29 protein-coding genes are annotated in these 26,815 nt (G+C 60.6%); 16 read left to right on the top strand and 13 right to left on the bottom strand.

Features of this window, described 5'->3' with window-relative positions; translation table 11 throughout:
* Positions 1-10: 10 nt before the first annotated feature.
* Positions 11-1,174: an isovaleryl-CoA dehydrogenase gene (locus IB249_RS10915; protein ID WP_192304409.1), complete on the bottom strand. Its 1,164-nt coding sequence runs from the start codon at positions 1,172-1,174 to the stop codon at positions 11-13.
* 179 nt (positions 1,175-1,353) lie between these two features.
* On the opposite strand from IB249_RS10915, the gene IB249_RS10910 reads away from it, so the two are divergent.
* Positions 1,354-3,051: an AMP-binding protein gene (locus tag IB249_RS10910; RefSeq protein WP_192304407.1), complete on the top strand. Its 1,698-nt coding sequence runs from the start codon at positions 1,354-1,356 to the stop codon at positions 3,049-3,051.
* Between the two features lie 658 nt (positions 3,052-3,709).
* On the opposite strand, the gene IB249_RS10905 is transcribed toward IB249_RS10910, so the two are convergent.
* The 3 genes from IB249_RS10905 to IB249_RS10895 form a co-directional block, all read right to left on the bottom strand.
* Complete coding sequence (locus IB249_RS10905; protein WP_192304404.1) at positions 3,710-4,609, bottom strand: hydroxymethylglutaryl-CoA lyase; 900 nt, start codon at positions 4,607-4,609, stop codon at positions 3,710-3,712.
* Between the two features lie 139 nt (positions 4,610-4,748).
* On the bottom strand, positions 4,749-5,150 hold the full coding sequence (locus tag IB249_RS10900) for a MerR family transcriptional regulator (RefSeq protein ID WP_102700654.1): 402 nt from the start codon (positions 5,148-5,150) through the stop codon (positions 4,749-4,751).
* Positions 5,151-5,255: 105 nt separating this feature from the next.
* On the bottom strand, positions 5,256-6,185 hold the full coding sequence (locus tag IB249_RS10895) for a LysR family transcriptional regulator (protein WP_192304402.1): 930 nt from the start codon (positions 6,183-6,185) through the stop codon (positions 5,256-5,258).
* Positions 6,186-6,363: 178 nt separating this feature from the next.
* On the opposite strand from IB249_RS10895, the gene IB249_RS10890 reads away from it, so the two are divergent.
* Positions 6,364-7,593 carry an acyl-CoA dehydrogenase gene (locus IB249_RS10890; protein WP_192304401.1) on the top strand — a complete coding sequence of 410 codons (1,230 nt, stop codon included), beginning with the start codon at positions 6,364-6,366 and terminating at the stop codon, positions 7,591-7,593.
* Between the two features lie 41 nt (positions 7,594-7,634).
* Here the strand turns inward: IB249_RS10890 and IB249_RS10885 are convergent, their stop codons facing one another.
* Positions 7,635-8,441: a TatD family hydrolase gene (locus tag IB249_RS10885; RefSeq protein WP_192304399.1), complete on the bottom strand. Its 807-nt coding sequence runs from the start codon at positions 8,439-8,441 to the stop codon at positions 7,635-7,637.
* A 234-nt stretch (positions 8,442-8,675) separates the two neighbouring features.
* On the opposite strand from IB249_RS10885, the gene IB249_RS10880 reads away from it, so the two are divergent.
* The 3 genes from IB249_RS10880 to IB249_RS10870 all read left to right on the top strand — a co-directional run bounded on the left by IB249_RS10880 (position 8,676) and on the right by IB249_RS10870 (position 11,190).
* On the top strand, positions 8,676-10,097 hold the full coding sequence (locus IB249_RS10880; RefSeq protein WP_192304397.1) for a transglycosylase SLT domain-containing protein: 1,422 nt from the start codon (positions 8,676-8,678) through the stop codon (positions 10,095-10,097).
* 101 nt (positions 10,098-10,198) lie between these two features.
* The gene (locus IB249_RS10875; RefSeq protein WP_192304394.1) at positions 10,199-10,633 is read left to right on the top strand and encodes a DoxX family protein; all 435 of its coding nucleotides are present in this window, start codon (positions 10,199-10,201) and stop codon (positions 10,631-10,633) included.
* A gap of 248 nt (positions 10,634-10,881) precedes the next feature.
* Complete coding sequence (locus tag IB249_RS10870) at positions 10,882-11,190, top strand: class I SAM-dependent methyltransferase (RefSeq protein WP_192304392.1); 309 nt, start codon at positions 10,882-10,884, stop codon at positions 11,188-11,190.
* Positions 11,191-11,193: 3 nt separating this feature from the next.
* Here IB249_RS10870 and greB read toward each other — a convergent pair whose 3' ends face one another.
* From greB to IB249_RS10855, 3 genes are read right to left on the bottom strand one after another with little or no spacing between them, the layout of a single operon-like run.
* Positions 11,194-11,691 (bottom strand): transcription elongation factor GreB, encoded by a 498-nt coding sequence (gene greB / locus IB249_RS10865; RefSeq protein ID WP_008031876.1) that lies wholly within the window; start codon positions 11,689-11,691, stop codon positions 11,194-11,196.
* A 41-nt stretch (positions 11,692-11,732) separates the two neighbouring features.
* Positions 11,733-14,237, bottom strand: a complete 2,505-nt coding sequence (locus IB249_RS10860) for an ABC transporter permease (protein ID WP_192304391.1) — start codon at positions 14,235-14,237, stop codon at positions 11,733-11,735.
* Positions 14,237-14,920: an ABC transporter ATP-binding protein gene (locus tag IB249_RS10855; RefSeq protein WP_192304389.1), complete on the bottom strand. Its 684-nt coding sequence runs from the start codon at positions 14,918-14,920 to the stop codon at positions 14,237-14,239. The genes IB249_RS10860 and IB249_RS10855 overlap by 1 nt, the downstream gene beginning before the upstream one ends.
* A gap of 10 nt (positions 14,921-14,930) precedes the next feature.
* Here IB249_RS10855 and IB249_RS10850 point away from each other — a divergent pair, with 10 nt between their 5' ends.
* The 3 genes from IB249_RS10850 (at position 14,931) to IB249_RS10840 (ending at position 16,959) form a co-directional block, all read left to right on the top strand.
* Positions 14,931-15,536 carry an arylesterase gene (locus IB249_RS10850; RefSeq protein ID WP_192304387.1) on the top strand — a complete coding sequence of 202 codons (606 nt, stop codon included), beginning with the start codon at positions 14,931-14,933 and terminating at the stop codon, positions 15,534-15,536.
* 56 nt (positions 15,537-15,592) lie between these two features.
* Positions 15,593-15,886 (top strand): hypothetical protein, encoded by a 294-nt coding sequence (locus tag IB249_RS10845; protein WP_039759936.1) that lies wholly within the window; start codon positions 15,593-15,595, stop codon positions 15,884-15,886.
* A 101-nt stretch (positions 15,887-15,987) separates the two neighbouring features.
* Positions 15,988-16,959: a L,D-transpeptidase family protein gene (locus IB249_RS10840; protein WP_192304385.1), complete on the top strand. Its 972-nt coding sequence runs from the start codon at positions 15,988-15,990 to the stop codon at positions 16,957-16,959.
* Positions 16,960-17,082: 123 nt separating this feature from the next.
* Here IB249_RS10840 and oprI read toward each other — a convergent pair whose 3' ends face one another.
* Entirely contained in the window at positions 17,083-17,334 is a 252-nt protein-coding gene (oprI, locus tag IB249_RS10835) for an outer membrane lipoprotei OprI (RefSeq protein ID WP_003448337.1), read from the bottom strand.
* A gap of 616 nt (positions 17,335-17,950) precedes the next feature.
* On the opposite strand from oprI, the gene IB249_RS10830 reads away from it, so the two are divergent.
* Complete coding sequence (locus tag IB249_RS10830) at positions 17,951-18,238, top strand: GNAT family N-acetyltransferase (RefSeq protein WP_008057026.1); 288 nt, start codon at positions 17,951-17,953, stop codon at positions 18,236-18,238.
* Between the two features lie 60 nt (positions 18,239-18,298).
* Here the strand turns inward: IB249_RS10830 and IB249_RS10825 are convergent, their stop codons facing one another.
* Positions 18,299-19,375: a 3-deoxy-7-phosphoheptulonate synthase gene (locus tag IB249_RS10825; RefSeq protein ID WP_192304383.1), complete on the bottom strand. Its 1,077-nt coding sequence runs from the start codon at positions 19,373-19,375 to the stop codon at positions 18,299-18,301.
* Positions 19,376-19,535: 160 nt separating this feature from the next.
* Complete coding sequence (locus IB249_RS10820) at positions 19,536-19,979, bottom strand: PilZ domain-containing protein (RefSeq protein WP_192304381.1); 444 nt, start codon at positions 19,977-19,979, stop codon at positions 19,536-19,538.
* Between IB249_RS10820 and IB249_RS10815 the strand changes: the two genes are divergently transcribed.
* The 5 genes from IB249_RS10815 to cysB all read left to right on the top strand — a co-directional run bounded on the left by IB249_RS10815 (position 19,978) and on the right by cysB (position 23,935).
* Complete coding sequence (locus tag IB249_RS10815) at positions 19,978-20,364, top strand: thioredoxin family protein (RefSeq protein WP_192304379.1); 387 nt, start codon at positions 19,978-19,980, stop codon at positions 20,362-20,364. The genes IB249_RS10820 and IB249_RS10815 overlap by 2 nt on opposite strands.
* Positions 20,361-21,317, top strand: coding sequence for a putative 2-dehydropantoate 2-reductase (locus IB249_RS10810; protein ID WP_192304377.1), 957 nt, complete (start codon positions 20,361-20,363; stop codon positions 21,315-21,317). The genes IB249_RS10815 and IB249_RS10810 overlap by 4 nt, the downstream gene beginning before the upstream one ends.
* Positions 21,318-21,342: 25 nt before the next feature.
* Positions 21,343-22,248 carry a 5'-nucleotidase gene (locus IB249_RS10805; protein ID WP_192304375.1) on the top strand — a complete coding sequence of 302 codons (906 nt, stop codon included), beginning with the start codon at positions 21,343-21,345 and terminating at the stop codon, positions 22,246-22,248.
* Positions 22,249-22,343: 95 nt separating this feature from the next.
* On the top strand, positions 22,344-22,847 hold the full coding sequence (locus IB249_RS10800; protein ID WP_192304373.1) for a universal stress protein: 504 nt from the start codon (positions 22,344-22,346) through the stop codon (positions 22,845-22,847).
* A gap of 113 nt (positions 22,848-22,960) precedes the next feature.
* Complete coding sequence (gene cysB / locus IB249_RS10795; protein ID WP_192304371.1) at positions 22,961-23,935, top strand: HTH-type transcriptional regulator CysB; 975 nt, start codon at positions 22,961-22,963, stop codon at positions 23,933-23,935.
* 5 nt (positions 23,936-23,940) lie between these two features.
* Here the strand turns inward: cysB and IB249_RS10790 are convergent, their stop codons facing one another.
* Positions 23,941-24,423 carry a transcription elongation factor GreAB gene (locus tag IB249_RS10790; protein ID WP_192304369.1) on the bottom strand — a complete coding sequence of 161 codons (483 nt, stop codon included), beginning with the start codon at positions 24,421-24,423 and terminating at the stop codon, positions 23,941-23,943.
* Positions 24,424-24,425: 2 nt separating this feature from the next.
* Positions 24,426-24,833, bottom strand: coding sequence for a hypothetical protein (locus IB249_RS10785; protein ID WP_192304367.1), 408 nt, complete (start codon positions 24,831-24,833; stop codon positions 24,426-24,428).
* Between the two features lie 124 nt (positions 24,834-24,957).
* Between IB249_RS10785 and earP the strand changes: the two genes are divergently transcribed.
* The gene (gene earP, locus IB249_RS10780) at positions 24,958-26,100 is read left to right on the top strand and encodes an elongation factor P maturation arginine rhamnosyltransferase EarP (protein ID WP_192304365.1); all 1,143 of its coding nucleotides are present in this window, start codon (positions 24,958-24,960) and stop codon (positions 26,098-26,100) included.
* A 48-nt stretch (positions 26,101-26,148) separates the two neighbouring features.
* The gene (locus IB249_RS10775) at positions 26,149-26,718 is read left to right on the top strand and encodes an elongation factor P (protein ID WP_003226785.1); all 570 of its coding nucleotides are present in this window, start codon (positions 26,149-26,151) and stop codon (positions 26,716-26,718) included.
* Positions 26,719-26,815 lie beyond the last annotated feature (97 nt).

Below are 26,815 nucleotides of genomic sequence, written 5' to 3'. Positions count from 1 at the left end.
CAGCTCCGTCTCAGCGGGTTTCGTTGAACAGTTCGCGACCGATCAACATGCGGCGGATCTCGCTGGTGCCCGCACCGATTTCATACAGCTTGGCGTCACGCAACAGACGTCCGGCCGGGAATTCGTTGATGTAGCCGTTGCCACCGAGAATCTGGATCGCGTCGAGGGCCATTTGCGTGGCGCGTTCGGCGCTGTAGAGAATCACCCCGGCAGCGTCCTTGCGCGTGGTTTCGCCGCGCTCGCAGGCTTGCGCGACGGCGTACAGATAGGCACGGCTGGCATTGAGCTGGGTGTACATGTCGGCGACCTTGCCCTGGATCAGCTGGAATTCGCCGATGCTCTGGCCGAACTGCTTGCGGTCGTGGATGTACGGCACGATCAGGTCCATGCAAGCCTGCATGATCCCGGTCGGGCCGCCAGAGAGCACCACACGCTCATAGTCGAGGCCGCTCATCAACACTTTCACGCCGCCATTGAGCACGCCGAGGATGTTTTCTTCCGGGACTTCGACGTCATCGAAAAACAGTTCGCAAGTGTTCGAACCGCGCATGCCGAGCTTGTCGAACTTGTTGCTGCGGCTGAAGCCTTTCCAGTCGCGCTCGACGATGAAGGCGGTGATGCCGTGAGGGCCCTTTTCCAGGTCAGTCTTGGCGTAGATCACGTAGGTGTTGGCGTCGGGGCCGTTGGTGATCCAGGTCTTGCTGCCGTTGAGGACATAGTGATCGCCGCGCTTGTCGGCGCGCAATTTCATCGACACCACGTCGGAACCGGCGTTGGGTTCGCTCATGGCCAGGGCGCCGATGTGCTCGCCGCTGATCAGCTTCGGCAGGTATTTGCTCTTCTGTTCGTGATTGCCGTTGCGGTTGATCTGGTTGACGCAGAGGTTGGAGTGGGCGCCGTAGGACAGGGCGACCGAGGCCGAGCCGCGGCTGATTTCTTCCATGGCCACCACGTGCGCCAGGTAACCCAGACCAGCACCGCCGTACTCTTCCGCAACGGTGATGCCCAGCAGGCCCATGTCGCCGAATTTGCGCCACAGATCGGCGGGGAACAGGTTATCGATGTCGATCTGAGCAGCGCGTGGGGCGATCTCGTCCCCGACAAAGGCTTGAACCTGGTCGCGCAGCATGTCGATGGTTTCGCCGAGGGCAAAGTTCAGGGATGGATAGCGCATGGGTCACCTTTTGGCTTTTTTGTAGGTTGGGGAGGCACTGACAGGGCTCTCACCTTTACGTTAACGTAAGCCTGTGACGAATGGCTGTCAATCACCCTTTACGTTAACGTCAACTTGAGCGACAGTAGGGCCAGTTCAAGATAGATAACAACCCACCAATAAAGACAATAGGGGTCGTCATGGATCAACCCAGTGCAGGTCCGCAGCGCAGTTACACCCGTGGTTCCCAGGATAAAGCCTTGCTGGCGATGACCATCGGGCAGGCGTTCGACAACACCGTGGCGCGGTACCCGGACGGGGAGGCGCTGGTGGTGCGCCATCAACAGCTGCGATATTCCTGGCGGCAACTGTCCGACACGGTGGACCTGCATGCCCGGGCACTGCTGGCGTTGGGCCTGCAGGCCGGTGACCGCCTGGGTATCTGGGCGCCCAACTGTGCACAGTGGTGCATCATTCAGTTCGCCAGTGCGAAGATCGGCGTGATTCTTGTCAACATCAACCCGGCTTATCGCAGCTCGGAACTCGAATACGTGTTGAAGCAGTCAGGCTCCCAATGGCTGGTCTGCGCAGGCGCCTTCAAGACGTCCAACTATCACGGCATGCTCCAGGGGCTGGTGCCGGAGCTGGCGGAGCAATCCATCGGCCAGTTGCAGAGCGAACGACTGCCGGACCTGCGCGGCGTGATCAGCCTCGATTCGCAGGCGCCATCGGGTTTCCTGCCCTGGTCGCAGCTGACTGATCTGGCCGCCGGTGTCTCCGCCGAACAACTGCGCGAGCGTCAGGACAGCCTGCATTTCGATCAGCCCGTGAACATCCAGTACACCTCCGGCACCACCGGCTTTCCCAAGGGTGCGACCCTCAGTCATTACAACATTCTCAACAATGGCTACATGGTCGGTGAGAGCCTGGGCCTGACCGCTCAAGATCGGTTGGTGATCCCGGTGCCGCTGTATCACTGTTTCGGCATGGTCATGGGGAACCTCGGCTGCATTACCCACGGCAGCACCATGATTTACCCCAACGATGCCTTCGACCCGTTGTTGACCCTGACCACCGTTGCCGAAGAAAACGCCACGGCGCTGTACGGCGTGCCGACCATGTTCATCGCGATGCTTGATCAGCCCCGGCGCGCCGAGTTCGACCTCTCCACCCTGCGCACCGGGATCATGGCCGGCGCCACCTGCCCGATCGAAGTCATGCGCCGGGTCATCGGTGAAATGCACATGAGCGAAGTGCAGATCGCCTATGGCATGACCGAAACCAGTCCGGTGTCGATGCAGACCGGTCCATCAGACGATCTGGAGTTACGGGTGACCACGGTCGGCCGCACTCAGCCGCAACTGGAGAGCAAGATCATCGACGAGGCGGGCAACCTGGTGCCCCGTGGCACCATTGGCGAGCTCTGCACGCGTGGCTACAGCGTGATGCTTGGCTACTGGAACAATCCCGAAGGCACCGCGCAGGCGATCGACCAGGCGGGCTGGATGCACACCGGTGACCTGGCGAGCATGAACGACGAAGGGTATGTGTGCATTGCCGGACGCAACAAGGACATGATCATCCGTGGCGGTGAAAACATTTACCCACGGGAGCTGGAGGAGTTCTTCTTCACCCACCCGGCGGTGGCCGACGTGCAAGTGATCGGCATCCCGTGCTCGCGCTACGGCGAGGAAATCGTCGCCTGGATCAAGTTCCACCCCGGTCACAGCGCCACCGAGCAGGAGCTGCAGGCCTGGTGCAAGGAGCGCATTGCGCACTTCAAGACGCCACGCTACTTCAAGTTCGTCGAGGAATTCCCGATGACCGTGACCGGCAAGATCCAGAAGTTCCGGATGCGCGAGATCAGCATCGAGGAGCTGCGCATCAACCAGGCCTGACAATCCTCCGGTGGGAGCGAGCCTGCCCGCGAAGACGGTGTATCGGTTGGCAATGAAAGTTGACCGGTCTATCGCTTTCGCGAGCAGGCTCGCTCCCACTGACTGATCGAGAAAAAGCTGGATCGCAGGCAGCACAAAGGGGAGCCGAGGCTCCCCTTTAATTTTCGTTGCGCGTGCTCTTTTTTTATTATTGAGGGGCGGTCTGTTCTTGTTTTTGGTAACCGTTACCCTTTACCGCTGTTTTTGGCGATCCCCATCCGGGATCAAGAGCAAACGTATTTTTTTGAGCGCTGATCTGCTTTTTCGCTGAGCGATCCAACCAGTTCGGGAGCTACCTGAAGGTAGTTTTATTGTTCTCTGCCCGGTTGCGGGTGACTCCGAGAAGCACCCTGAAAAGCACACCTTCTCCAAAAAAATCTGTTAGCTGCGTCTCTGCCGTGTTGTTCTTGTTATGTCAGAGTCGTTTCGTCTTATTTTTATTGGTTTGCTGCTTTTTATTCTTGTTATGCCATAGAGATAGCAGAAGCCATGCCAACTTTTTAAAATCCTTTAAAATCAATAGCTTAATATTTTGTGGGGTTTTTCTCTCAGGCAAACCCTGACAATTTGTTTCCGTGTTACTCGCTTTTCCCCACTGGGCGGTAACACCTTCGCGCACTCACTGCGCGCTTCGGGCCTTGGCCACGCGCGAACCGCTCGCACGCCCCAGGACTGTGCTGATTTGCTGGCCCGCGCGGATCAGGGCGTCCAGATCGATACCGGATTCGATACCAAGGCCGTTGAGCAGGTAGACCACGTCCTCGGTCGCAACGTTACCGCTGGCGCCCTTGGCATACGGGCAGCCGCCGAGGCCGGCAATCGAGCTGTCGAACACCGAGATGCCTTCCAGCAGGCTGGCGTAGATGTTGGCCATGGCCTGGCCGTAGGTGTCGTGGAAATGCCCGGCCAGTTTGTCGCGCGGTACATCGGCCGAGACCACGTCGAACATCTTGCGCGTAGCCCCTGCGGTGCCGGTGCCGATGGTGTCGCCCAGGGAAACCTCATAGCAGCCCATGGCGTAGAGTTCGCGGGCGACGTGGGCCACTTGTTCCGGGGCGACATGGCCTTCATAGGGGCAGCCCAGCACACAGGACACGTAACCGCGAACGGTAACGCCGTGCTGCCTGGCAGCTTCCATGATCGGCACGAAACGCTCCAGGCTTTCGCTGATCGAGCAATTGATGTTGCGCTGGGAAAACGCTTCGGACGCAGCGGCAAATACCGCGACTTCCTTGACCCCGCTGGCGAGGGCGTCTTCAAAACCGCGCAGGTTGGGGGCGAGCGCGCCGTAGGTCACGCCAGGCTTGCGTTGGATCTGCGCGAAGACGTCGGCCGAGCCCGCCATCTGCGGTACCCATTTGGGCGAAACGAAACTGCCGACCTCTATATAGCCCAGGCCGGCGGCCGTCAGCGCATCGACCAGTTGCACCTTGTCGGCGACGCTGATCGGTTGGGCTTCGTTTTGCAGACCGTCGCGGGGGCCGACTTCGACCAGGCGCACATGGGAGGGTAGGGACATGGGATTGGACCTGTAGTTGAGGCCGCCTGCGGGAGCCCGCTTGCTCGCGATGATCGTGAACGATGGCACGGGCTGTCTGAAGGCCTGCGCCGTCCGGACGTTTCGCGAGCAGGCTCGCTCCCACACGCGGGGGCGTTGATTATTGAACAGCCTGCTGGCTCTTGAGGGTTTGCTCGAGCGCCTGCACACAGCGTTCTTCGGCTGTATCAAGCTCCAGCTTCATCTGTTCGATGTCCAGTAGCTGTTGTTCCAGCTGTTCGCGACGCTCGCTGATTTTTGCCAGCATGCTGTGCAGTTGCTTGGTGTTACCGCTCGACGGGTCATAGAGTTCGATCAACTCGCGGCATTCGGCCAGCGAAAAGCCGATGCGCTTGCCCCGCAGGATCAACTTCAGGCTGACCTTGTCGCGGGGCGAGTAGATGCGTTCCTGGCCACGTCGCTCCGGGCTGAGCAGGCCTTGCTCTTCGTAAAAGCGAATGGCCCGCGTGGTGATGTCGAGCTCGCGAGCGAGGTCGGAGATGCTATAGGTCTGGCTGCTCATGGAAGCGCTCGAAAAAGGTCATGGCGCTAAACTAAAGGCAGGTTGACGTTTACGTCAAGGGGCGCAGTCGTGGGGGGCTGACGATCGCGGCACCCCGTGCAGGCCTTACACCTTGTCCAGCCTCTTCTCTTGCGCGGTAACCTGCTGGCACAACTCGATCATCTGCTCGCGCATCCAGCGGTTGGCCGGGTCCTGGTCGGTGCTTTCGTGCCAGTAGAGATGGGTTTCCACGGGCGGCACGTCGTTGACCGGTACGCTGAAGGCGAGCAGGTCGTTGCGACGGGCGAAGCGTTCCGGCACGGTCATGACCATGTCGGTCTGTTGCAACACCTGTGAGGCCATCTGGTAATGCTGGGACCGCAGGGCAATCTTGCGCTGGATCCCCATCTTGCCCAAGGCCAGGTCGACATGACCCAGGCCGCTGCGGCGGCTGGAAATATGGACATGGGTCATGCCCAGGTAATCGTCGAGGGTGAGTTTGTCCTTGCCCGCCAGTGGATGGCCCTTGCGCATCGCACAGACGTAGCGGTCCTCCATCAACTTGACGTGGCGCACCTGCGGGTCGGTGTTGAGTGGCGCATCCACGGCAAAGTCCAGGCGCCCCGCAGCCAGTTCCTTGGTGGTCTCGCGGCGTTTGGCCAGGAAACTTTCGATGATCACCGTCGGCGCCAGGCGACGCAGGCGCTGGAACAGCGGCGGCAGGATCACCGTTTCGGTGAGGTCGGTCATGCTGATGCGATACGTCTTGACCGCCTGCAGCGGGTTGAAGATACGGCTTTCCTGCACCGACACGCGCAGCAGGGAGAGCGCGTTGCGCACCGGGCCGATGATGTTCTGGGCCATCGGTGTCGGCACCATGCCCTGGGCCGTGCGCACGAACAGGGGATCGTTGAAGGTCTCGCGCAGCCGCGCCAGCGCATTGGACACCGCCGGTTGGGTAATGCCGACAATCTGCCCGGCACGGGTCAGGTTGGCTTCGGTGTAGATCGCGTCGAAGACGATGAAAAGGTTGAGGTCGACCTTGCTCAGATTCATTGCGCTGCACTCTTATTGTAGGGGCGGTTTTCATCAGGCCAGGGGCCTTGGCAATCAGCCGATCATATATCGGTGATGAATGTTAATACACGCCGAGAATAGGCTAGGTAAATTTTCGTAGCTGTTCTAGCATCGATTGCATGACCTAAACAACCTCCCCCAAGAAGGTAGCCGCCCCATGGATTTCGCTTATTCGCCCAAGGTTCAGGAACTGCGTGAGCGCGTGACCGCGTTCATGGATGCCTACGTTTATCCCGCCGAAGCCGTGTTCGAGCGCCAGGTTGCCGAGGGCGACCGCTGGCAGCCGACGGCGATAATGGAAGAACTCAAACTCAAGGCCAAGGCTGAAGGCCTGTGGAATTTGTTTCTGCCTGAGTCCGAACTCGGTGCCGGCCTGACCAACCTCGAATATGCGCCATTGGCGGAAATCATGGGGCGTTCGCTGCTGGGTCCCGAGCCGTTCAACTGCTCGGCGCCCGACACGGGCAACATGGAAGTACTGGTGCGCTACGCCAACGAAGAACAGAAGCAGCGCTGGCTTGAACCGTTGCTGCGTGGCGAGATCCGTTCGGCGTTCGCCATGACCGAACCCGACGTGGCGTCCTCCGACGCCACCAACATGGCAGCCCGTGCCGTGCGTGACGGGGACGAGTGGGTGATCAACGGCAAGAAGTGGTGGACCTCGGGTGCCTGCGATCCGCGCTGCAAGATCCTTGTCTTCATGGGCTTGAGTAACCCGGATGCGCCGCGTCACGCGCAGCATTCAATGATTCTGGTGCCGGTGGATACGCCCGGGGTGAAGATCGTCCGCCCGCTGCCGGTGTTCGGCTACGACGACGCACCACACGGCCACGCCGAGGTGTTGTTCGAAGACGTCCGGGTGCCGTATGAAAACGTACTGTTGGGTGAAGGTCGCGGCTTCGAAATCGCTCAGGGGCGTCTCGGCCCGGGTCGTATTCACCACTGCATGCGTTCGATCGGCATGGCCGAGCGTGCACTGGAACTGATGTGCAAGCGCTCGGTAAACCGCACGGCGTTCGGCAAGCCGCTGGCGCGCCTGGGTGGCAACATCGACAAGATTGCCGACTCACGGATGGACATCGACATGGCCCGTCTGCTGACCCTGAAAGCGGCCTACATGATGGATACCGTCGGCAACAAAGTGGCGAAGAGCGAAATCGCGCAGATCAAGGTGGTCGCGCCGAACGTGGCGCTGCGGGTCATCGACCGGGCCATCCAGATGCATGGCGGGGCAGGGGTTTCCAACGATTTCCCGCTGGCCTACATGTACGCGATGCAACGCACCCTGCGCCTGGCCGATGGCCCGGACGAGGTGCACCGCGCGGCGATCGGCAAGTTCGAGATCGGCAAGTACGTACCGAAAGACATGCTGCGCAATAGTCACTGAATGTGTCCCGCCTGTGGGAGCGAGCAGACTCGCTCCCACAATCAGTCGATCACTGGCAACCCGAAAAATGCCCGCGCACACGCGGTGCTGTGGGCTGCCAGGGCCTGCTCGCTTTCCCCTCTATGCAAGGCCACTTCACGCAAGACTTCCGTCAGGTAGGCCGGTTCGTTGCGACCATTTTTCGGTTTGGGCCGCAGGCTGCGCGGCAGCAGATAGGGTGCGTCGCTCTCCAGCATCAGGCGTCCGCGAGGGACCTCTTTCACCAGCGCATGCAAATGCGTGCCACGACGCTCATCGCAGATCCACCCCGTGATGCCGATGTGCAGGTCAAGGTCGAGGTAGCTGAACAACGCTGGCTTTTCGCCGGTGAAGCAATGGACTACGGCGGCCGGCAACTGATCGCGGTAGTCGCGCAGTATTTCCAGCAAACGCTGACTGGCGTCACGCTCGTGGAGAAACACCGGGCGTTGCAGTTCGACCGCCAGCGCCAGGTGCTCTTCGAGGACTTTTTCCTGCTGGGCGCGCGGCGAGAAGTCGCGATTGAAGTCCAGACCGCATTCGCCCACCGCCACCACGTTCGGCTCCCTGAGCAAACTGCGCAGGCGCTGGGCGCTGTCGGCGTTCCAATCACTGGCCGAATGCGGGTGAATACCGGCCGTGGCGAACAGCCGTTGAGTGCTGTCATCCAGCTGTCGACACAATGCCAGCGCCTGCTCGCTGCCCTCGACACTGGTGCCGGTCAACACCAGTTGACAGACGCCCGCGGCATGGGCGCGCTCGAGTACTGCCTGGTGTTTGTCGGCGAAACTGGGGTTGGTCAGGTTGACGCCGATATCGATGAGTTGCATGGTGCTACCTCGGACCAAAGGCTCGAAAGCATATCAGAGCTGTAGATTTATAAGAAAAGCCAAGAACTACAACGAGTTAAAGCTGTCATTTGAAGCCGTTGAAAGCGCTGGGGGTGGTCACCGTGCCATCACTGTGCCAGTCTTTCGCACTTTGCCAGCGCTCGGCGCGCTCTGTTTCTGTCGTCCGAATTCATGAATTCATCGACGTCGGCCCCTTTATCTCCCGGAGAGTGGATGACCCGTCCCTCGATTTTGCTACTGCTGTGTGCTTCGTTGCTGCTGCCGATGCCGGCGGTCGCGCGCTTGGCCGGTCCGTTGCAGGCGGTGCCCGCTGCGAAGGTGCGCGACTTGCAGGAAATTCGCAGCAGCCGGGTACTCCGGGTGCTGGTCAATCAGAGCCGCAACAGCTCCGGCGAAGTCCAGGGCCAGCCGATCGGTGTCGAATACCATCGATTGCGTGCCTTCGAGCAATACCTCAATGGCCATGCCCGTGATGGTCAGGAAGTGACGCTCAAGATCATTCCCAAAGCCAAGGATCAGTTGCTCGGCGCCTTGCAGCGCGGGGAGGGCGATCTGGTCGCTCCGGGTGAATTGCTGGACCTGCAACCCGGTTATGCCGTCAGCACCAGCGAGCCGATTGCCAGCAATATCCCGCTGTTGCTGGTCGGCATCAAAGGCGAAAAACGCTACACCCACCTTGAACAGCTGTCGGGCAAGACCCTGGCATTGCCGACCGGCAGTGCTGCCGGAGACGCGATCAGCCAGATCAACCAGAAACTGGCCCTGCACAAACTGCCACCGGTGAAGGTCGAGTGGGTCGACCCGAGCCTGGCGGTCGAGGATGTGCTGGAGATGGTGCAGGGTGGAATCTTTCACCTGACGATCGTCGAGCAACCGATTGCCGAACGCTGGGGCAAGATCCTGCCCAAGTTGCGTTTTGATCGGCAGGTGCTCATCAGTGAGCCGGGAGAGGAGTTCTGGTTCGTGCGTCGCGATGCCACGATGCTGCGGGCGAGCATCGACCGCTTCCTCAGCGGGTACAAAAAACCTTCGGATCAGGATGCGGCGTTCCTGCGCATCTATCGTCGCCTGTACCAGGTGCATTACCCGTTGGCCAAGGCGGATCGCCAGCGTCTGGAGAAGCTTCGCCCCGTGTTGCAAAAACACGCCGACGCGCAAGGCATGGACTGGCTGAACCTGGCGGCGCTGGCGTTCAAGGAGTCCGGCCTGCAACCCCGGGCGCGCAGTGGTGGTGCGCCAACCGGCCTGATGCAGATCACCCCGTCGGCGGCCCAGCGTGTGGGCGTCAGCAATATCCAGGAGGTCGACGGTAATGTTCAGGCTGGCGCCAAGTACCTGGCCATGATCCGTCGCAAGTTTTTCGCCAGCCCCAAACTCAACGAGCGCGAGCGCATGGCGTTCACGCTGGCGGCCTACAACATCGGGCCGGAAAGGGTGCAGGGCATGCGCGCCGAAGCGCGGCGCCGGGGCTTGAACCCTAATCAGTGGTTCTTCCAGGTCGAGCGCATTGCCATGGAGCAGGTGGGAATGGGCCCTGTCAGCTATGTTAATAGCGTGAACAAGTATTACCTGGCGTTCGATCGGGAGCGGGTGTCATTGGAGCCCCGGGAGCAAAAAGTTGTCTCACGCAAGTGATCGAAAAAACTGATTGTTATTGCGAAAAATTTGCGCTTTTAACATTTAATTTACCGATTAATATGGCGACCAACCCACTACTCCAAAATGGATGAGACAACATGAGCACACTGATCAACAAGGTACTGTTTACCCGCGCTGGCTACGGCCTGACTGTCCTGCGAATCTTCGTCGGCATCATCTTCGCGGCCCACGGTTCGCAAAAGCTCTTCGGCGCCTTCGGTGGCTACGGCCTGGCAGGCACCGCCCAGTACATGGAGAGCATTGGCCTGACACCCGGCTATGTGATGGCGACCCTGGCAGGCGGTACCGAGTTTTTCGCCGGCCTGGCCCTGATCATCGGCCTGCTGGTGCGTCCGGCAGCGCTGGGTCTGACGTTCCTTTCGCTGGTCGCGATCTTCAGTGTGCACATCAGCAACGGTCTGTTCATGGCCAACAACGGTTATGAGTTCGCATTGGCCCTGCTCGGTGGCAGCATCGCGGTACTGATCGAAGGTGCCGGCAAGCTCTCGGTGGACCGCGCCATCGCCGGCTAACCGCTCTGGCTCAAGAAAAAGGCCCGCATTGCGCGGGCCTTTTTTGTTGCTCGATATTCTTGACACTGTTGTGCCGGCTTCTCTACGATGCTGCCCATGCGCCGATTTAAACAGCTACTTGCGGGGCGCCAGGTGACTGATCCAGTTGCCGATAGAAGCTTGAGACAGGCTTCGAAATACCGCTAAAGCGCTGGTTCGGTGTTGCCTCTCACCTGCCATGCAGACTTTTGAGGCAGAGACACGACACGATGAATGCACTAAACCCCGTTGTACGCCCCGCGCCGATCACGGCACATCTCACCCAGCGCAATCCAAAAATCCTGCTTGGCGGCAAGCATCAGCCGACGCTCCTGCGTTACCTCGATGGCTGGCCTCGTCGTACCGGTGGGCCTGCCGCCTTCCTGATCCAGTTTGTCGAAGACGGCGAGTCGCTGGTTCGCTTTGCCAGCGACAGTTTCGACCTGGCGGTGATCCAATCGCCCAGCGCGCAAGACGCACCCGAAGTGATCAGGCAATTGACCCGCGTCGCCCGGCAAGGGTTGATCACCCGTCGCTGAGTGTCAGGGGTAGTCGATCGCCACGATGTACACGCACTGCTCGCCGGTCGGCGTCTGTACCCGCACTTCGGCGTCCAGCGCTTTGCCGATCAGGGCGCGAGCCAGCGGGGAGTCGATACTGATCAGGCCGAGTTTCAAGTCCAGTTCGTCCGGGCCGACGATGCGATAGCGTGATTCCTTGCCATCCTCGTCTTCGATCGTGACCCAGGCGCCGAAGTAGACTTTATTCGGGTCGCTGGGCTTTTCACTGACGACTTTGAGTGCTTCCAGCCGCTTGGTCAGAAAGCGCACGCGACTGTCGATTTCGCGCAACATCTTTTTCCCGTATGTGTACTCCGCGTTTTCGGAGCGATCGCCCTGGGCCGCCGCTTCGCTGACCGATTGAGTCACTTGCGGGCGACGCACATGCCAGAGTTCATGGAACTCGGCGCGCATCCGCGCTTCACCTTCAGGGGTGATCAGCGCGGTGCCAGCGGTGCGGGGAGGGCGGTAACGGCTCATGGCAACTTCTTGTGGTGAATTCAGTCGAGTGCGTGAGTCTATCAACCCTCGCGCAGGACTGTCAGTGGGCTGGCGTTCAGGGCCCGACGGGTGCCGAACACGCCGGCCCCGCCGATCAGTGCAGCGCCGATCAGGGGCAGCACCAGCAGCCAGGGGTGCGGGTGCCACGGCAGGTCGAACGCGTAACGGTACAGCACCAGGCTCACCACTTCCGAGCCGAGGGCAGCGAGCAAACCGCTGACCGCGCCGAGCAAACCGAACTCGATACGCCGGGCCTTGACCAGCAACCGTCGTTCGGCCCCGAGTGCTCGCAGCAGCGCGCCCTGGCGGATACGTTCATCCAGTGTCGCCTGCAGCCCGGAAAACAGCACCGCCATTCCCGCCGCCAACACAAACAACAGCACGTACTCCACCGCCAGGGTCACCTGGGCGAGGATGCTGCGCAGTTGTTCCAGCAGCGCTTCGACTTGCAGGATGGTCACCGCCGGAAAGGCCCGGGACAGATCGACGATCTGCTGGTCGTGACCGGCGGCCAGGTAGAAGCTGGTCAGGTAGGTCGCCGGCAGATCCTTGAGCGTCCCCGGCTGGAAGATCATGAAGAAGTTCGGCTGGAAGTTGTCCCAGTTGATCTCCCGCAGGCTGGTGACCTTCGCTTCGCGATTGACGCCGCCGACACTGAACACCATGTGATCGCCCAGTTTCAGCTTCAGGCTCTCGGCGACCTTGCCTTCCACCGATACGCCGGGAATGTCCTCCGGCGCCTGTTCGCTCCACCAGTTGCCGGCGGTGAGTCGATTGCCGGCCGGCAGGTCCGCCGCCCAGGTCAGACTCAGGTCGCGCTGGATCGCCCGATCCCCGGCGGAATCCTTGCTGACAATTTGCTGTACCGGTTCGCCATTGATGCTGATCAACCGACCCGGGACCACCGGGTACAGCGGTGCCGCCTGTGCCGACAGTTCGATCAGGCGATCGGTGAAGGCCTGTTTTTCAGCCGGCAGGATGTTCAGCGCAAAATAATTCGGTGCATTTTTCGGCAGCTGATTTTGCCAGGTGTCCAGCAACTCGCCACGCAACAGGGCGATCAGGGCCATGGACAGCAGGATCAAGCCGAACGCCAGCGACTGCCCCGCTGCAGCCAGTGGATGGCGCAGCAGTTGACCGAGGCCGAGTCGCCACGGTAACGAGGCGCGCGCGAGCATCCGGCGCAGGCTTTTGAGCAGCAGCAACAGCAGGCCGCCCAGTACCAGTGCGGCAATCACGCCACCGCCGAGCAGGGCGAATGTCAGCAGCAGGTCCAGACTCAGGCGCCACATGATCAAGCCGAGCGCGCCCAAGGCCGCGCCATAGACCATCCAGGTGCTGGACGGAATCGGCAACATGTCGCGGCGCAGTACGCGCAATGGCGGCACGCGACCCAGCGCCGCCAAGGGTGGCAGGGCAAAACCGGCCAGCGCCACCAGCCCGGTGCCGATCCCGGCGATGGCCGGAAACAGGCCGCCGGGGGGCACGTCGCTGGGCAGCAGGTCATGCAACAGCGCGAACAGCCCCAGTTGCGCCAGCCAGCCGATCAAGGCGCCACCGATGCTGGCCAACAATCCAAGCACCGTCAGTTGCAGGCTGAACAGCACCAGCGTTTCACGGCGCGACAGCCCCAGGCAGCGCAACAATGCGCTGGCGTCGAAGCGGCGGGTGGCGAAGCGTGTTGCCGAAAGCGCCACCGCGACACCGGCCAGCAATACGGCGACCAGGCTGGCCATGTTCAGGTAGCGTTCGGCCTTGCCCAGGGCGCCACCGATCTGCTGGTTGCCGTCGCGGGCATCCTGGATGCGTTGGTTGGCAGCGAGGCCGGGTTTGATCAATTGACGATAGGTTTCCAGCGCCTCGGCCTTGCCCCGCCAGAGTTCGCGATAGCTGACGCGGCTGCCGGGTTGCACCACTCCGGTGGCCGCGAGGTCGCTGAGGTTGATCAACACTCGGGGCGTCAGGCTGTAGAAATTGCCGGCGCGGTCCGGTTCGTAGGTCAGCACCCTTGCGAGTTTCAGGGTACGCATGCCGACATCGATGCTGTCACCGATTTTCAGGTCCAGCGCCGTCAGCAGCCGCGCTTCTACCCACGCCTCACCGGGCTTGGGCCCGCCGCCGGGCTCCTCCGGTGCAAAGGGGGCCGCCGCGCTTTTCAGTTCGCCGCGCAGCGGATAGACGTCGTCGGCGGCCTTGATACTGGACAGTTGAATGCCATTGTCAGTGGCGATGACACTGGAGAACTCCACCACCTGCGCGTGTTCAAGCCCCAGCTCCGTGCCGCTGCGGATCTGCTCCGCGCGCGCCGGCGAACTGCCTTCGAGCAGCAGGTCGGCGCCGAGAAACTCGGTCGCGCGCAGCATCATGGCGCCGTTCAGGCGAGCGCCGAAATAACCGATGGCGGTACTGGCGGCTACCGCCACCAATAAAGCGAAGAACAACACCCGCAGTTCGCCGGCGCGGGCGTCGCGCAGCAGTTGGCGGATGGCGAGACTGAACAGGCGCAACAGCGGCAGGCGTGCCATCAAGGCTCCAGAGGGGCGACCAACAGGCCCGCTTCAAGACGGATCAGGCGCCGGCAGCGATGTGCCAGGCGTTCGTCGTGCGTCACCAACACCAGCGTCGTGCCGCTTTCCTTGTTCAATTCGAACAACAGGTCGCTGATGCGCTCGCCGGTGTGGCTGTCGAGGTTGCCGGTGGGCTCGTCGGCAAACAGCACATCCGGCTCGGCGGCAAACGCGCGGGCAATCGCCACGCGCTGTTGTTCGCCACCGGAAAGTTGGCGTGGCGAGTGAGTCAGGCGCTGGCCAAGTCCAACCCGCTGCAGTAGCTCGGTGGCGCGTTCACGGGCGTCTTTGCGGCCGTCGAGTTCCAGCGGCAGCATAACGTTTTCCAGGGCGTTGAGGCTGTCGAGCAACTGGAAGGACTGGAACACGAAACCGACGTGTTCGGCCCGGATGCGTGCCCGTTGGTCTTCGTCCAGAGTGCTCAGGCCCTGGCCGGCGAGGGTGACTTCACCGCTGCTCGGCAGGTCGAGGCCGGCGAGCAGGCCCAGAAGGGTGGATTTGCCTGAACCGGAGGCGCCGACGATGGCCAGGCTGTCGCCCTTGTTCAGTTCCAGGCTGAGTTCGTGCAGGATAGTCAGTTCACCTTCCGCGCTGGGAACCACTTTGCTGAGGTTCTTCGCGGTGAGAATGCTTGCGCCCATGGAGAATCCGATGCGTGTTTGGTTTTTGAGTGCTGGCCTGGCCTTGATGTGCATGGCCCAGAACGCAGCGGCGGGTACAGTCCTGATCGTTGGCGATAGTATCAGCGCCGGTTTCGGGCTGGATACCCGCGTTGGGTGGGTGTCGCTGCTTGAGCAACGGCTCAAGCGCGAAGGTTTCGACGATAAGGTGGTCAACGCGTCCATCAGCGGTGACACCAGTGCCGGGGGCCAGGCGCGCCTGCCGGCGCTGCTTGCAGAGCATAAGCCGGAGCTGGTGATCCTCGAGTTGGGCGGCAATGACGGCCTGCGCGGAATGCTGCCAACGCAATTGCAACAAAACCTTGCAGCGATGATCGACAGCTCACGTGCCAGTGGGGCCAAGGTGTTGTTGCTCGGCATGCAATTGCCACCCAACTACGGTGCGCGCTACACCAAGGCATTCGCGGAGGTGTACAGCAACGTCGCCGACGAGAAGAAAATCCCCCTGGTGCCGTTTTTTCTCGACGGTGTCGGCGGGCATCCGGACATGATGCAAGCCGATGGCCTGCACCCGGCGGCGGGGGCTCAGGACAAGTTGCTGGAAAATGTCTGGCCGACACTGAAACCGCTGCTTTGACGCTTTTCTAGCGGCGACGTTTCGGCTAATGTGGCGCCCCCGATCTGGAGCCCCCGATGCCGCGTCCCGCCTGGTCACTTTTTGCCTATCAACTGATCGAGCCTGACGAACAGCTGGATCTGTTCGCCTGCCAGGAAGTGCGGGTGCATCTGGTGACCCGTCAACTGGAGCTGGGCGGCTCGGCCGATCGAACCTTGTGCGGCAGCCTGCTGCCGGCGCAGCCGCGCTGGTCGAACGTCGACCGTCGGGTGTTCCAGGACCAGCGCCTGTGCTCGCTGTGCCGGGCGATCCTGGAATCGCAGAAACGCGGCACCTCGCCGATCTGGCCTGAGCTGCGCTTCGAGCTCTGAAGCACCCAGGACAGCGTGCTATCGGCCAACTCCCCGAATTTACGGGCGTCGGTGTACAATCGCGTTTTTTACCCTTGTCGATCATGCGAAGGATTTTCCGGATGTTGCCGCGCTTTCCTGCCGTCACCCGCTGCCTGACACTTGCCGCCCTGTGTGCCGCAGGTCCCGTAGCGGCATTGGAGTTGCCCCTGCCACCGCCTGGCGAAGACATCATCGGCCAGGTTCAGGTGATCAAGGCCAAGTACGAAGACACCTTCGCCGACCTCGGCACGACCTACGACCTGGGTTACCTGGAAATGGTCGCGGCCAACCCTGGCGTCGACCCGTGGTTGCCGGGCGCTGGCACCGAGATCGTGCTGCCGACGCGTTTCATCCTGCCACCGGGCCCGCGTGAAGGCATCGTCATCAACCTGGCTGAATACCGCCTCTACTATTACCCGAAGGGGCGGAACGTGGTGTACACCTTCCCGCTGGGTATCGGTCGTGAAGGCTGGGGCTCACCGATTGCCCACACCAGCATCATCGCCAAGACCCCGAACCCGACCTGGACCCCTCCGGCGTCGATCAAGGCCGAACACGCCGCTGATGGAGATCCGTTGCCGAACGTGGTGCCGGCGGGTCCGGACAACCCGCTGGGCCCCTTCAAGTTCACCCTGGGCACGCCGGGCTACCTGATCCACGGCTCCAACAAGAAGTTCGGCATCGGCATGCGCACCAGCCACGGTTGCTTCCGCATGTTCAACAACAACGTGCTGGAAATGGCCAGCATGGTGCCGGTGGGTACCTCGGTGCGCATCATCAATGATTCGTACAAGTTCGGCGTCAGTGGTGGCAAGGTCTACCTGGAGGCGCACACGCCGCTGGACGACAAGGGCAACCCGTCGGTGGTCGACAAGCACACGGCCGTGATCAACGCGATGCTCAAGCGTGAAGACATCACCAACAACCTGCGCATGAACTGGGATGTGGTGCGTGATGTCGTGGCGGCCGAAGATGGCCTGCCGGTGGAAATTGCCGTGCCCAATACGTCGGCGCCGATGGTCTCGAGTGCACCGCTCGACCCGCTGCAGTAAGGCTTGACTAGAACCCGCCGAGGCAGGCTGCGTCGGCGGGTTTTTTATGGCCTGCACAAAACTGCGGGCCATAAAAAAGCCGACCCAAAAATGGGTCGGCTTGATAACAATCCCGAAGGATTATTACTTGCGGCTAGCTTTTTCCAGCATGCGCAGAGCACGCTCGTTAGCTTCGTCAGCAGTCTGTTGTGCTTTTTGAGCAGCAGCCAGAGCTTCATCAGCTTTACGGTACGCTTCGTCTGCACGAGCTTGGGCGCGAGCTGCTGCGTCTTCAGTTGCAGTCAGACGTGCTTCGGTTTCTTTCGATACGCTGCTGCAACCGGTAGCCAGAACTGCGGCCAGAGCCAGAGCAGAGAATTTCAGAACGTTGTTCATCGTGTTCCCCTTCAAGGACTTTCCATTAAGTAGCTGTCTCCTCACGGTGAGGAAAGAGCCGGCGTACATACTACCCATTACTTGTCGTAAGTAAACTGACGTAAAGCAAGAAGCCAAAAAAATTGTAGGCGTTGATTCTTTTTCGAGCAACTTTTACTTGCAATTGCTTAAAAAATATCCAGCCGCAAGGCCCGCGCAGAGCGAGTTGGCACGAAAAAGTTCCCGGCGTGCCCGACTCTTTACTGTGCGTTGGGTAAAGTCTTGCTACATAGATTCGTCTACACTTTCGTTGGGGGTTTGCGCGACACCTCTCATATCTTTCTCCTAGTTGAGGTGACTTAATAGAGAGACGTTCGTCTTAAGTCTCAACATCCGGCAATGTTCAGGCGATCGACCTCGAGAAATTTTCAGTCGCCGCCCCTGCGTAACCTGTGGTCAAACCCGGCGTGAAGACGAGCGTACCTTGAGCATTTCTGCCATTGGTGCCTACTATTTGATACGTGCTCGGTGCGGCTTTTCTCGGTGTCCAACCAGGCACAGGGTGGCGTAGATGTTCCTTCGCCGGAAAAACATCGGTAAGGTAGGGGTCAGAATCAAAGACCCACGAGGAGTAGTGATGAGTGAGGCGTTGTCCATCCACCATGACCAGGCTGGTCATCAGTTCGAGACCAATGTGGACGGTCATCGTGCCTACCTGACCTATATGGACCTGGGGAAACAGACTCTGGATATCTATCGCACTTTCGTGCCCAACGCGTTGCGCGGTCGGGGGATTGCGGCGGCCTTGACCGAAAAGGCCCTGGAGTACGCCGAGGAAATGGGCTACACCGTCATTCCTTCGTGCTCCTACGTGGAGCGCTACATGGAGCGCCATCAGCGCCATGCGGCCAAGCTGAGCCAGTAAAACGAATGCAAAAAAAACGCCGGGTTCAGCCCGGCGTTTTTGTGTGCGCAGCAAAAGTAATCAGGTGCGCTCGCGTTTCGGCAGTACATCCTTGAGCTTGGCGTGCATGCTGCGCAAGGTGTTTTCGGTCGCTGACCAGTCAATGCAGGCATCGGTGATCGACACGCCGTACTGCAGGTCGGCGAGGTCTTTCGGAATGGCCTGGCAGCCCCAGTTCAGGTGACTTTCGACCATCAGGCCGATGATCGACTGGTTGCCTTCGAGGATCTGGTTGGCGACGTTTTCCATCACCAGCGGTTGCAGTGCCGGGTCCTTGTTGGAGTTGGCGTGGCTGCAGTCGACCATGATGTTCGGCTTGATCTTCGCCTTGTTCAGCGCCTGTTCGCACAGGGCGACGCTGACCGAGTCGTAGTTGGGCTTGCCGTTGCCGCCGCGCAGTACCACGTGACCATAGGCGTTACCCTTGGTCGTGACGATCGACACGCCGCCTTCCTGGTTGATACCCAGGAACCGGTGGGGGCTGGACACTGACTGCAGGGCGTTGATCGCCACGGTCAGGCCGCCGTCGGTGCCGTTCTTGAAACCGACGGCCGAGGACAGGCCGGACGCCATTTCACGGTGAGTCTGGGATTCGGTGGTGCGCGCACCGATGGCCGACCAGCTGATCAGGTCCTGCAGATACTGCGGGGAGATCGGATCGAGGGCTTCGGTGGCGGTCGGCAGGCCCATTTCGGCCAGGTCCAGCAGCAACTGGCGACCGATGTGCAGGCCGTCCTGAATCTTGAAGGAGTCGTCCAGGTACGGGTCGTTGATCAAGCCTTTCCAGCCGACGGTGGTGCGTGGCTTCTCGAAATACACGCGCATGACCAGATACAGGGTATCGGAGACTTCCGCCGCCAGTACCTTCAGGCGCTCGGCGTATTCGTGGGCAGCCTTGATGTCATGGATCGAGCAAGGCCCGATGACCACGAACAGGCGGTGGTCGGTGCCATCCAGAATGTTGCGAATGACTTCGCGGCCCTTGGTGACGGTGCGCAGGGCGGCGTCGCTCAGAGGGATGTCACGCTTGAGCTGATCAGGTGTGATCAGCGTCTCGTTGGAGGAGACGTTAAGGTCGTTGATCGGTAAATCAGCCATCGTTTACTCGTCAGGTCACGGGTGCCGGCCGCCAGCGAACCCGCGCGGCGGAGCACAGCAAATTAAGCGCGTCGGGGAGCGGAACCTTAGCGCGTTACACCGTGGCTAGACAATGGGCAGACGCCGGTTTAACGGGCATTCTCAACCAATTGATGACCCCTCAATCGAGTACTGCCTGCGCAAATGCCCGGTTGACCGTGTCGTGGGAGAACTCGTCGGCGTGCTGCTGCACCCATTCCAGGGCCAGCGCCTGGGTTTCCTGCAGGTCATCATGGGCATCGTGCAGGCGACAGTAGCGTTCGATCTGACACACCTGCTCACCCATTCGGGCGGTGAACATCATCTGCTCGTCGACAAAGGCGATACCCACCAGGTAACCGCGCTTGCGGCGCAGGCACCAAGCGACATAGCCCAGGTAGCGCAGGTCCGGGTTCAAGGTTGGCATGCGCACTTCCAGCGCCGTGCCGTGGCGCCAGGCGCGGTGATAATTGCAAGCCATGCCGCCGAGGCTGATAGTGTGCAATTGCTGCCGCGAAATACATTCGGGTTTGAGCAGCGTCAATTCCACGGGTACATCGTCAGGATGAGGAATAAAGCGTCCCATGAGCACGGACTCCATGTGTCGGCCATCTGACATTATTTTCCCCAGTATAGTGGCCGAATTAGACTTGACCGATTTCGACGCCGACCAGCGGTTGCTGGCAATGAGCGGGGTGTCGCTGGTGATCTTTACCAGCGTTGGCTGCGCCAGCTGCCGGTTTGCCCGAGAGCAATTGCCCAGGCTCGACCTGCAGGTCGATCGCCTGTGCTGGATCGATGCGGGAAACAATGGCGGGCTCGTCGAGCGTTATCAGGTCTTTCATTTGCCGGCACTGTTCGTAGTGCGTGACGGCGAATTTTTCGGGGCATTGAAGTCGCGCCTGACCGCTGGCGAGCTGAACAGGGCCGTGGCTCAGGCGTTGCGCAAAACAGCAGAGGAGTTGCCATGACAGGAACAGTCGCAAAACCGATCATCGGTATTATCGGCACCGGCGCAATCGGTGGTTTCTACGGAATGATGCTGGCACGGGCCGGGTTCGATGTGCATTTCCTGTTGCGCAGCGAGTTTCGCGCAGTGGCCGAACGCGGATTGCAGCTGGACAGTGCCGTGCACGGTGCAATGACATTGAATCCGGTGCAGGCTTATTCGGCTGCCAAAGACATGCCGCCCTGCGACTGGTTGCTGGTCGGCGCAAAAACCACCAGCAACGCCGACCTGGTGCCGGCCATTGTTCAAGCCGCCGCACCAGGCGCCAGGGTGCTGCTGTTGCAGAATGGCCTGAACGTCGAGGACAGTCTGCGCGAGCTGTTGCCCGATTCACTGCATATCCTGGGCGGGCTCTGCTACATCTGTGTCCACCGCGCGGGACCTGGGGTGATCACCCACCAGGCGCTGGGCAAGGTGCAGGTGGGCTATCACAGTGGCCCGGCAGTTGGGGAGCAAGCCCGTGTCTCGATTGCCGATGAGGGCACGCGCCTGTTCCAGGCTGCCGGGATCGATGCCAACAGCATGCCCGACGTGCAGGAAGCCCGCTGGCAAAAACTGGTCTGGAACATTCCCTACAACGGCCTGTCGGTGCTGCTCGGGGCGAGCACCGCGCCGTTGATGGCCGATACCGACAGCCGTGAACTGATCAAGGCATTGATGGCCGAAGTGGTTGAGGGCGCAATTGCCTGCGGTCACCAGGTTCCACCCGGTTATGCCGAATCGCTGTTCGCGATGACCGAGAAAATGCCGGACTACTGGCCGAGCATGTACCACGATTTTCTGGGCAAGCGACCGCTGGAACTGGCGGCGATCTACGCCCGGCCCCTGGCGGCGGCCAAGGCGGCAGGGTGCCAAATGCCGAGGATCGAAGCGCTGTACCGCAGCTTGAGTTTTATCGATCGACGCAACGCTTGAGTCGATTACCTGAGGGGGGAAGGGCATGGCCAAGACTATTGACGACAAGCTGGTGCTGGCGATTTCCTCGCGTGCGCTGTTCGACCTGAGCGAGAGCCACAAGGTTTATCTGTCGAGTGGCGTCGAGGCCTACCGGCAATATCAGATCGAGCACGAGGATGAAATGCTCGAGCCCGGGGATGCCTTCCCGTTGGTGCAGAAACTGCTCAATCTCAATACCAGCCTCGGCCGCGCCCGGGTCGAGGTGGTCCTGGTGTCGCGCAACAGTGCCGACACCGGGCTGCGGGTGTTCAACTCGATCCATCATTACGGGCTGGCGATCTCCCGCGCGGCGTTCGTCGGTGGGCGCAGTCCCTACCCTTATCTCAAAGCCTTTGGTTGCGACCTGTTCCTGTCGACCCATGCCGAAGATGTGCGCAGCGCGCTGGATGCGGGGTTCGCGGCGGCGACCATTCTGTCGGGTGGTGCCAGTCGTGCCGCCAGCGATGAGCTGCGGATCGCGTTCGATGGTGATGCCGTGCTGTTTTCCGACGAATCGGAGCGCATCTATCAGGCGGGCGGCCTGGAAGCGTTTCAGGCCAGTGAGCGCGAAAGCGCCCGCGAACCGTTGCGCGGTGGGCCGTTCAAGGGCTTTCTCGCCGCGCTCAACCTGTTGCAGCGCGAGTTCGCCGACGATGCCTGTCCGATTCGCACCGCGCTGGTGACGGCGCGATCCGCGCCGGCCCATGAACGGGTGATCCGCACCTTGCGCGAATGGGACATTCGCCTCGACGAGTCGCTGTTCCTGGGTGGCCTGACCAAGTCGGCGTTCCTCGAAGCCTTCGCCGCCGATGTTTTTTTCGACGACCAGGCCGGCCATTGCGAATTGGCCCGCGAGGTCGTCGCCACCGGTCATGTGCCGCATGGCATAAGCAACGAGCAAAAAGTTTAAGCCTGTGGTTCAACACGTTACGCAGGGCGTCGTACTCGCCAAGGCGCTGCTAAGCTGAATCAATCTCCGCCATATTGGCATTGCGAGGAGATCCTATGATTCGTTCGATGCTGTATGCCACTGACCTCGGCCTGTATGCACCTTTGGTGATGCAGCACGCCCTGGCACTGGCTCGAACCTTCAATGCGGACTTGTATGTGGTACACGCCGTTGAGCCCATGGGGCTGTTCGCCGAGTCGGTGCTGCAGAGTTATCTCGACGAGCGGGCATTGAACGAGTTTCACAGTCAGGGATTGAACACGGTGATCGCCAATATCGAGCAACGCGTGCTCGACAGTTTTCGCGAGGAGCTGGGAGGTGAAGGGGAGCAGGATCTGGAGAGAATTCAGGCGGTACGGGTGCTCCAGGGCGATCCGTCGCAGGTCATTCTCGATCAGGCACAGAAACTCTCCGTGGATTTGTTGATCGTAGGCAGTCATAGCCATGGTGCTGGCGCGGAAACGCCCTTGGGCAGGACCGCAGCGCGGGTATTGCAGTTGGCTCGGGTCCCGGTCTATCTGGTGCCGCTGGTGGAGCGTCGGCGCCAAGGGGATCGCTAGAACACGAATAACGTCGATTCGATAAAAAAGTTCTAGATTTATTCTTCAAACCATTAATATAGTTATATACCGTCGCTGATGCCCGTGGCGTCTACCTGCTTTGAGGGATTCATATGAAGCTTCAACAACTGCGCTACATCTGGGAAGTGGCGCACCACGACCTCAACGTTTCTGCTACAGCCCAAAGCCTCTACACCTCGCAACCGGGTATCAGCAAACAGATCCGCCTGCTGGAAGACGAATTGGGCGTCGAGGTTTTCGCTCGCAGCGGCAAGCACCTGACGCGCGTCACACCCGCTGGCGAACGCATCATCACCACGGCCGGCGAAATCCTGCGCAAGGTCGAAAGCATCAAGCAGATCGCCCAGGAATTCTCCAACGAGAAGAAGGGCACCCTGTCGATCGCCACCACGCATACCCAGGCTCGTTATGCGTTGCCGCCGGTGATCAGCAATTTCATCAAGCAGTACCCGGAAGTTGCCCTGCACATGCACCAGGGGTCGCCGATGCAGATTGCCGAAATGGCCGCTGACGGCACTGTCGATTTCGCCATCGCCACCGAAGCTCTTGAGCTGTTCGGTGACCTGGTGATGATGCCGTGCTACCGCTGGAACCGTTGCGTGGTCGTGCCCCAGGGCCACCCGTTGACCAAGTTGCCGAAGCTGACCCTGGAAGCCCTCGCCGAATACCCGATCGTGACCTACGTGTTCGGTTTCACTGGCCGTTCAAAACTCGACGAAGCGTTCAGCCATCGTGGCCTGACGCCGAAAGTGGTGTTTACCGCCGCCGACGCCGACGTGATCAAGACTTACGTGCGCCTGGGCCTGGGGGTCGGCATCGTGGCGAAAATGGCCGTCGATACCAAGCTCGATAACGATCTGGTCGTGCTCGACGCCAGCGAGTTGTTCGAGTCCAGCATTACCAAGATCGGTTTCCGTCGCGGCACTTTCCTGCGTGGTTTCATGTGCGACTTCATCGAGAAGTTCGCCCCGCACCTGACCCGGGAAGTGATGGCCAAGGCCATTCAGTGCCACAACAAACAGGAGCTGGAAGAGCTGTTCGACGGCGTCGAACTGCCGGTCCACTAATCCCTCTACAAGACCTCGGTGACAGAGAACTGTTGCCGAGTGCCCGCTACCACAATCTCCACGTCGTCCCCTTCGAACTTGCCCAGCAGGCTTATGCCCAGCGGCGAGCGAGGGGTGATGACGGTGATCGACTGCCCCACCAGGTCGACCTTCAGGCCCGCCGCGTCGGGGGCCAGGAACAGCCATTGTTCACGACCGTTTTCGTCTTCCAGGCCAAGCAGGGCACCGATCTCGATGCCTCGTTGATCGTCGTAGGGGCGTAGCACCAGGTTCTGGCACAGGGTCAGTGACTGCCTGATTTCCTCCATGCGCCGGGCTTGTCCGGTCGCCAGGTAAGAAGCCTCCAGCCCCAGGGTGTCGTATTTGTTTTCGGCGATGTTTTCTTCGTGGGTGGCGGTTTCGTAGGCGGTCTGCGCAGCACGCTCGGCGACGTCGAGGTCGATTCGCAGTTTGTCGATAATCAGTTGGTGGACGGTCTTCTTGTTCATGATCAGTCGCAGAATTGCAGCACGTTGGCGCGGCTTTTTTCGCTGGGCGCCGTCCGGTCCTGTTGCAGCCAGAACTGGCATTTCGGATTCGACAGATTGCGGTTGCTGCTGCGCGCCTGATCGAGTCGTTGCGCCTGTTCGTTCTTGCGCAGGTTTTCCTCGTATTGTTCGAATTGCGGGCTCGGCGGCGGCAAGTCGGGCACTTGCTGCACCACCGGCGGGTTGGCCAATTGCTGCACGGCCTGGGCCACCGGGGCCAGTTGCTCGCTGAACAGCAAGCGCGAGGCGAGCCAGCAGGTCAGTGCGATTGCAACGAATCCCAGCCACACGCCGAGGGCGATGCTGCCGGTCAGTTGCAGGGCGTTGAGCTGAATCGGCAAGGTCCGGCGCGGGGTGGGGCGATAGGGCATGACTGCCTCCTGGCGGGTGGTCGCGGGCGAGTGGCGATTGTCGCATGAAGATTAATCGCCGTCGGCTCTTCTGCACGGGGTAATTTATGCGGACAATCGGCGCCTTTGCCAACGGGAACCTGGGATGCCTGAAATGAAAACCCGCTGGGATATTTTTTGCACCGTGGTCGACAACTTTGGCGACATCGGTGTGACCTGGCGCCTGGCCCGTCAGCTGGTGGCCGAGCATTCGCTGGCGGTGCGACTGTGGGTCGACGACCTGCGCGCGTTCGAACGCCTGTGTCCGGATATCGACGTTGATGCCGCGCAGCAATGGCAGGAAGGTGTCGACGTGCGCCATTGGCCGGCGGCCTGGCTGCCCACCGACGCCGCAGATGTCGTGATTGCCGCCTTTGCCTGCCAGCTGCCGAGCGCCTACATGGATGCCATGGCCGCGCGGGACCCGCGGCCATTGTGGATGAACCTCGACTACCTGAGTGCCGAAGACTGGGTCATCGGCTGCCACGGCCTGCCGTCGGTGAAATACCAGAGCGTGCAGAAATACTTTTTTTTTCCGGGGTTCCAGGAGGGCACCGGCGGCTTGCTGCGTGAAGGCGGACTGCTTGAGCGGCGTCGGCAATTTCAGCAAAGCGCCGAGGCTCAGCGAGAATTCCTGCAGAGCCTAGGTGTTGATCCTGCGCCCGGGGCGCTGTTGATCTCACTGTTTGCCTATGAAAATACCGGCCTGGCCAGTTGGCTGGAGGTGATGGCAGGGGATTCGAGGCCCACGCATCTGCTGGTGCCCGAAGGGCGGATTCTTGGCGACGTCGAGCGCTGGCTGGGCGTCGAGGGGCTGGCAGCGGGTGCTGTACACGTACGCGATGCCCTGACCGTGCAGGTGTTGCCGTTCGTCCGCCAGGACCAATATGACCGGCTGCTGTGGAGTTGCGAGTTCAACGCCGTGCGTGGTGAAGATTCGTTCGTGCGCGCGCAATGGGCGGGGCGGCCGCTGCTGTGGCACATCTATCGGCAGGACGAAGACATTCATCTGGACAAGCTCGAAGCCTTCCTGACGTTGTACACCGAAGGTCTTTCGGCGCCGGCTCGCGAGGCGATCAGCGGACTTTGGCGGGCCTGGAATGGCGCGGATCCGGTCGCCGATCAATGGCTGGCGACCCGTAAACACTGGTCCGAACTGCAAAAACATGCCGAAGCGTGGTGTCTGGAACAGGCCTCGCGGGCGGATCTTGCCACGGCGCTGGTACAGTTTTACCGAAATTGGCTATGATACGCGGCCTAGATTTTAGTAACTCCCATCCAAATTCGGATATTCGCAATGAAAACTGGTAAAGAACTCAAACCCGGTACCGTGATCCGTATCGACAACGACCCTTGGCTGGTTCAGAAAGCTGAATTCACCAAGTCGGGCCGTAACAGCGCGATCATGAAGACCAAGCTGAAAAACCTGCTGACCGGTTACAAGACCGAAACCGTATACGGCGCGGACGACAAACTGGACGACGTGATCCTCGACCGCAAGGAAGCGACCCTGTCCTTCATCAGCGGCGACACCTACACGTTCATGGACACCACCGACTACACCATGTACGAGCTGAACGCTGAAGACATCGAAAGCGTTCTGCCATTCGTGGAAGAAGGCATGACCGACGTTTGCGAAGCCGTGTTCTTCGAAGAGCGCCTGGTTTCCGTAGAGCTGCCAACCACTATCGTGCGTCAGGTTGACTACACCGAAGGTTCCGCCCGTGGCGACACCTCCGGCAAGGTGATGAAGCCTGCCAAACTGAAGAACGGTACCGAGCTGTCGGTTGCTGACTTCATCGAAATCGGCGACATGATCGAGATCGACACCCGCGAAGGTGGTTCCTACAAGGGCCGTGCCAAATAAGCACTGCTCCAGGAACGAAAAAGCCCGACCATCGAGTCGGGCTTTTTTGTGTCTGCTGTTTCGGTCTGAGCCCTGTGGGAGCGAGCAGGCTCGTTCC

This window comes from Pseudomonas sp. PDM04, assembly GCF_014851765.1.
Classification (GTDB): domain Bacteria; phylum Pseudomonadota; class Gammaproteobacteria; order Pseudomonadales; family Pseudomonadaceae; genus Aquipseudomonas.
The sequence above is the reverse complement of the archived record's forward strand: the minus strand, read 5'-3'. Positions and strand labels throughout refer to the sequence as shown.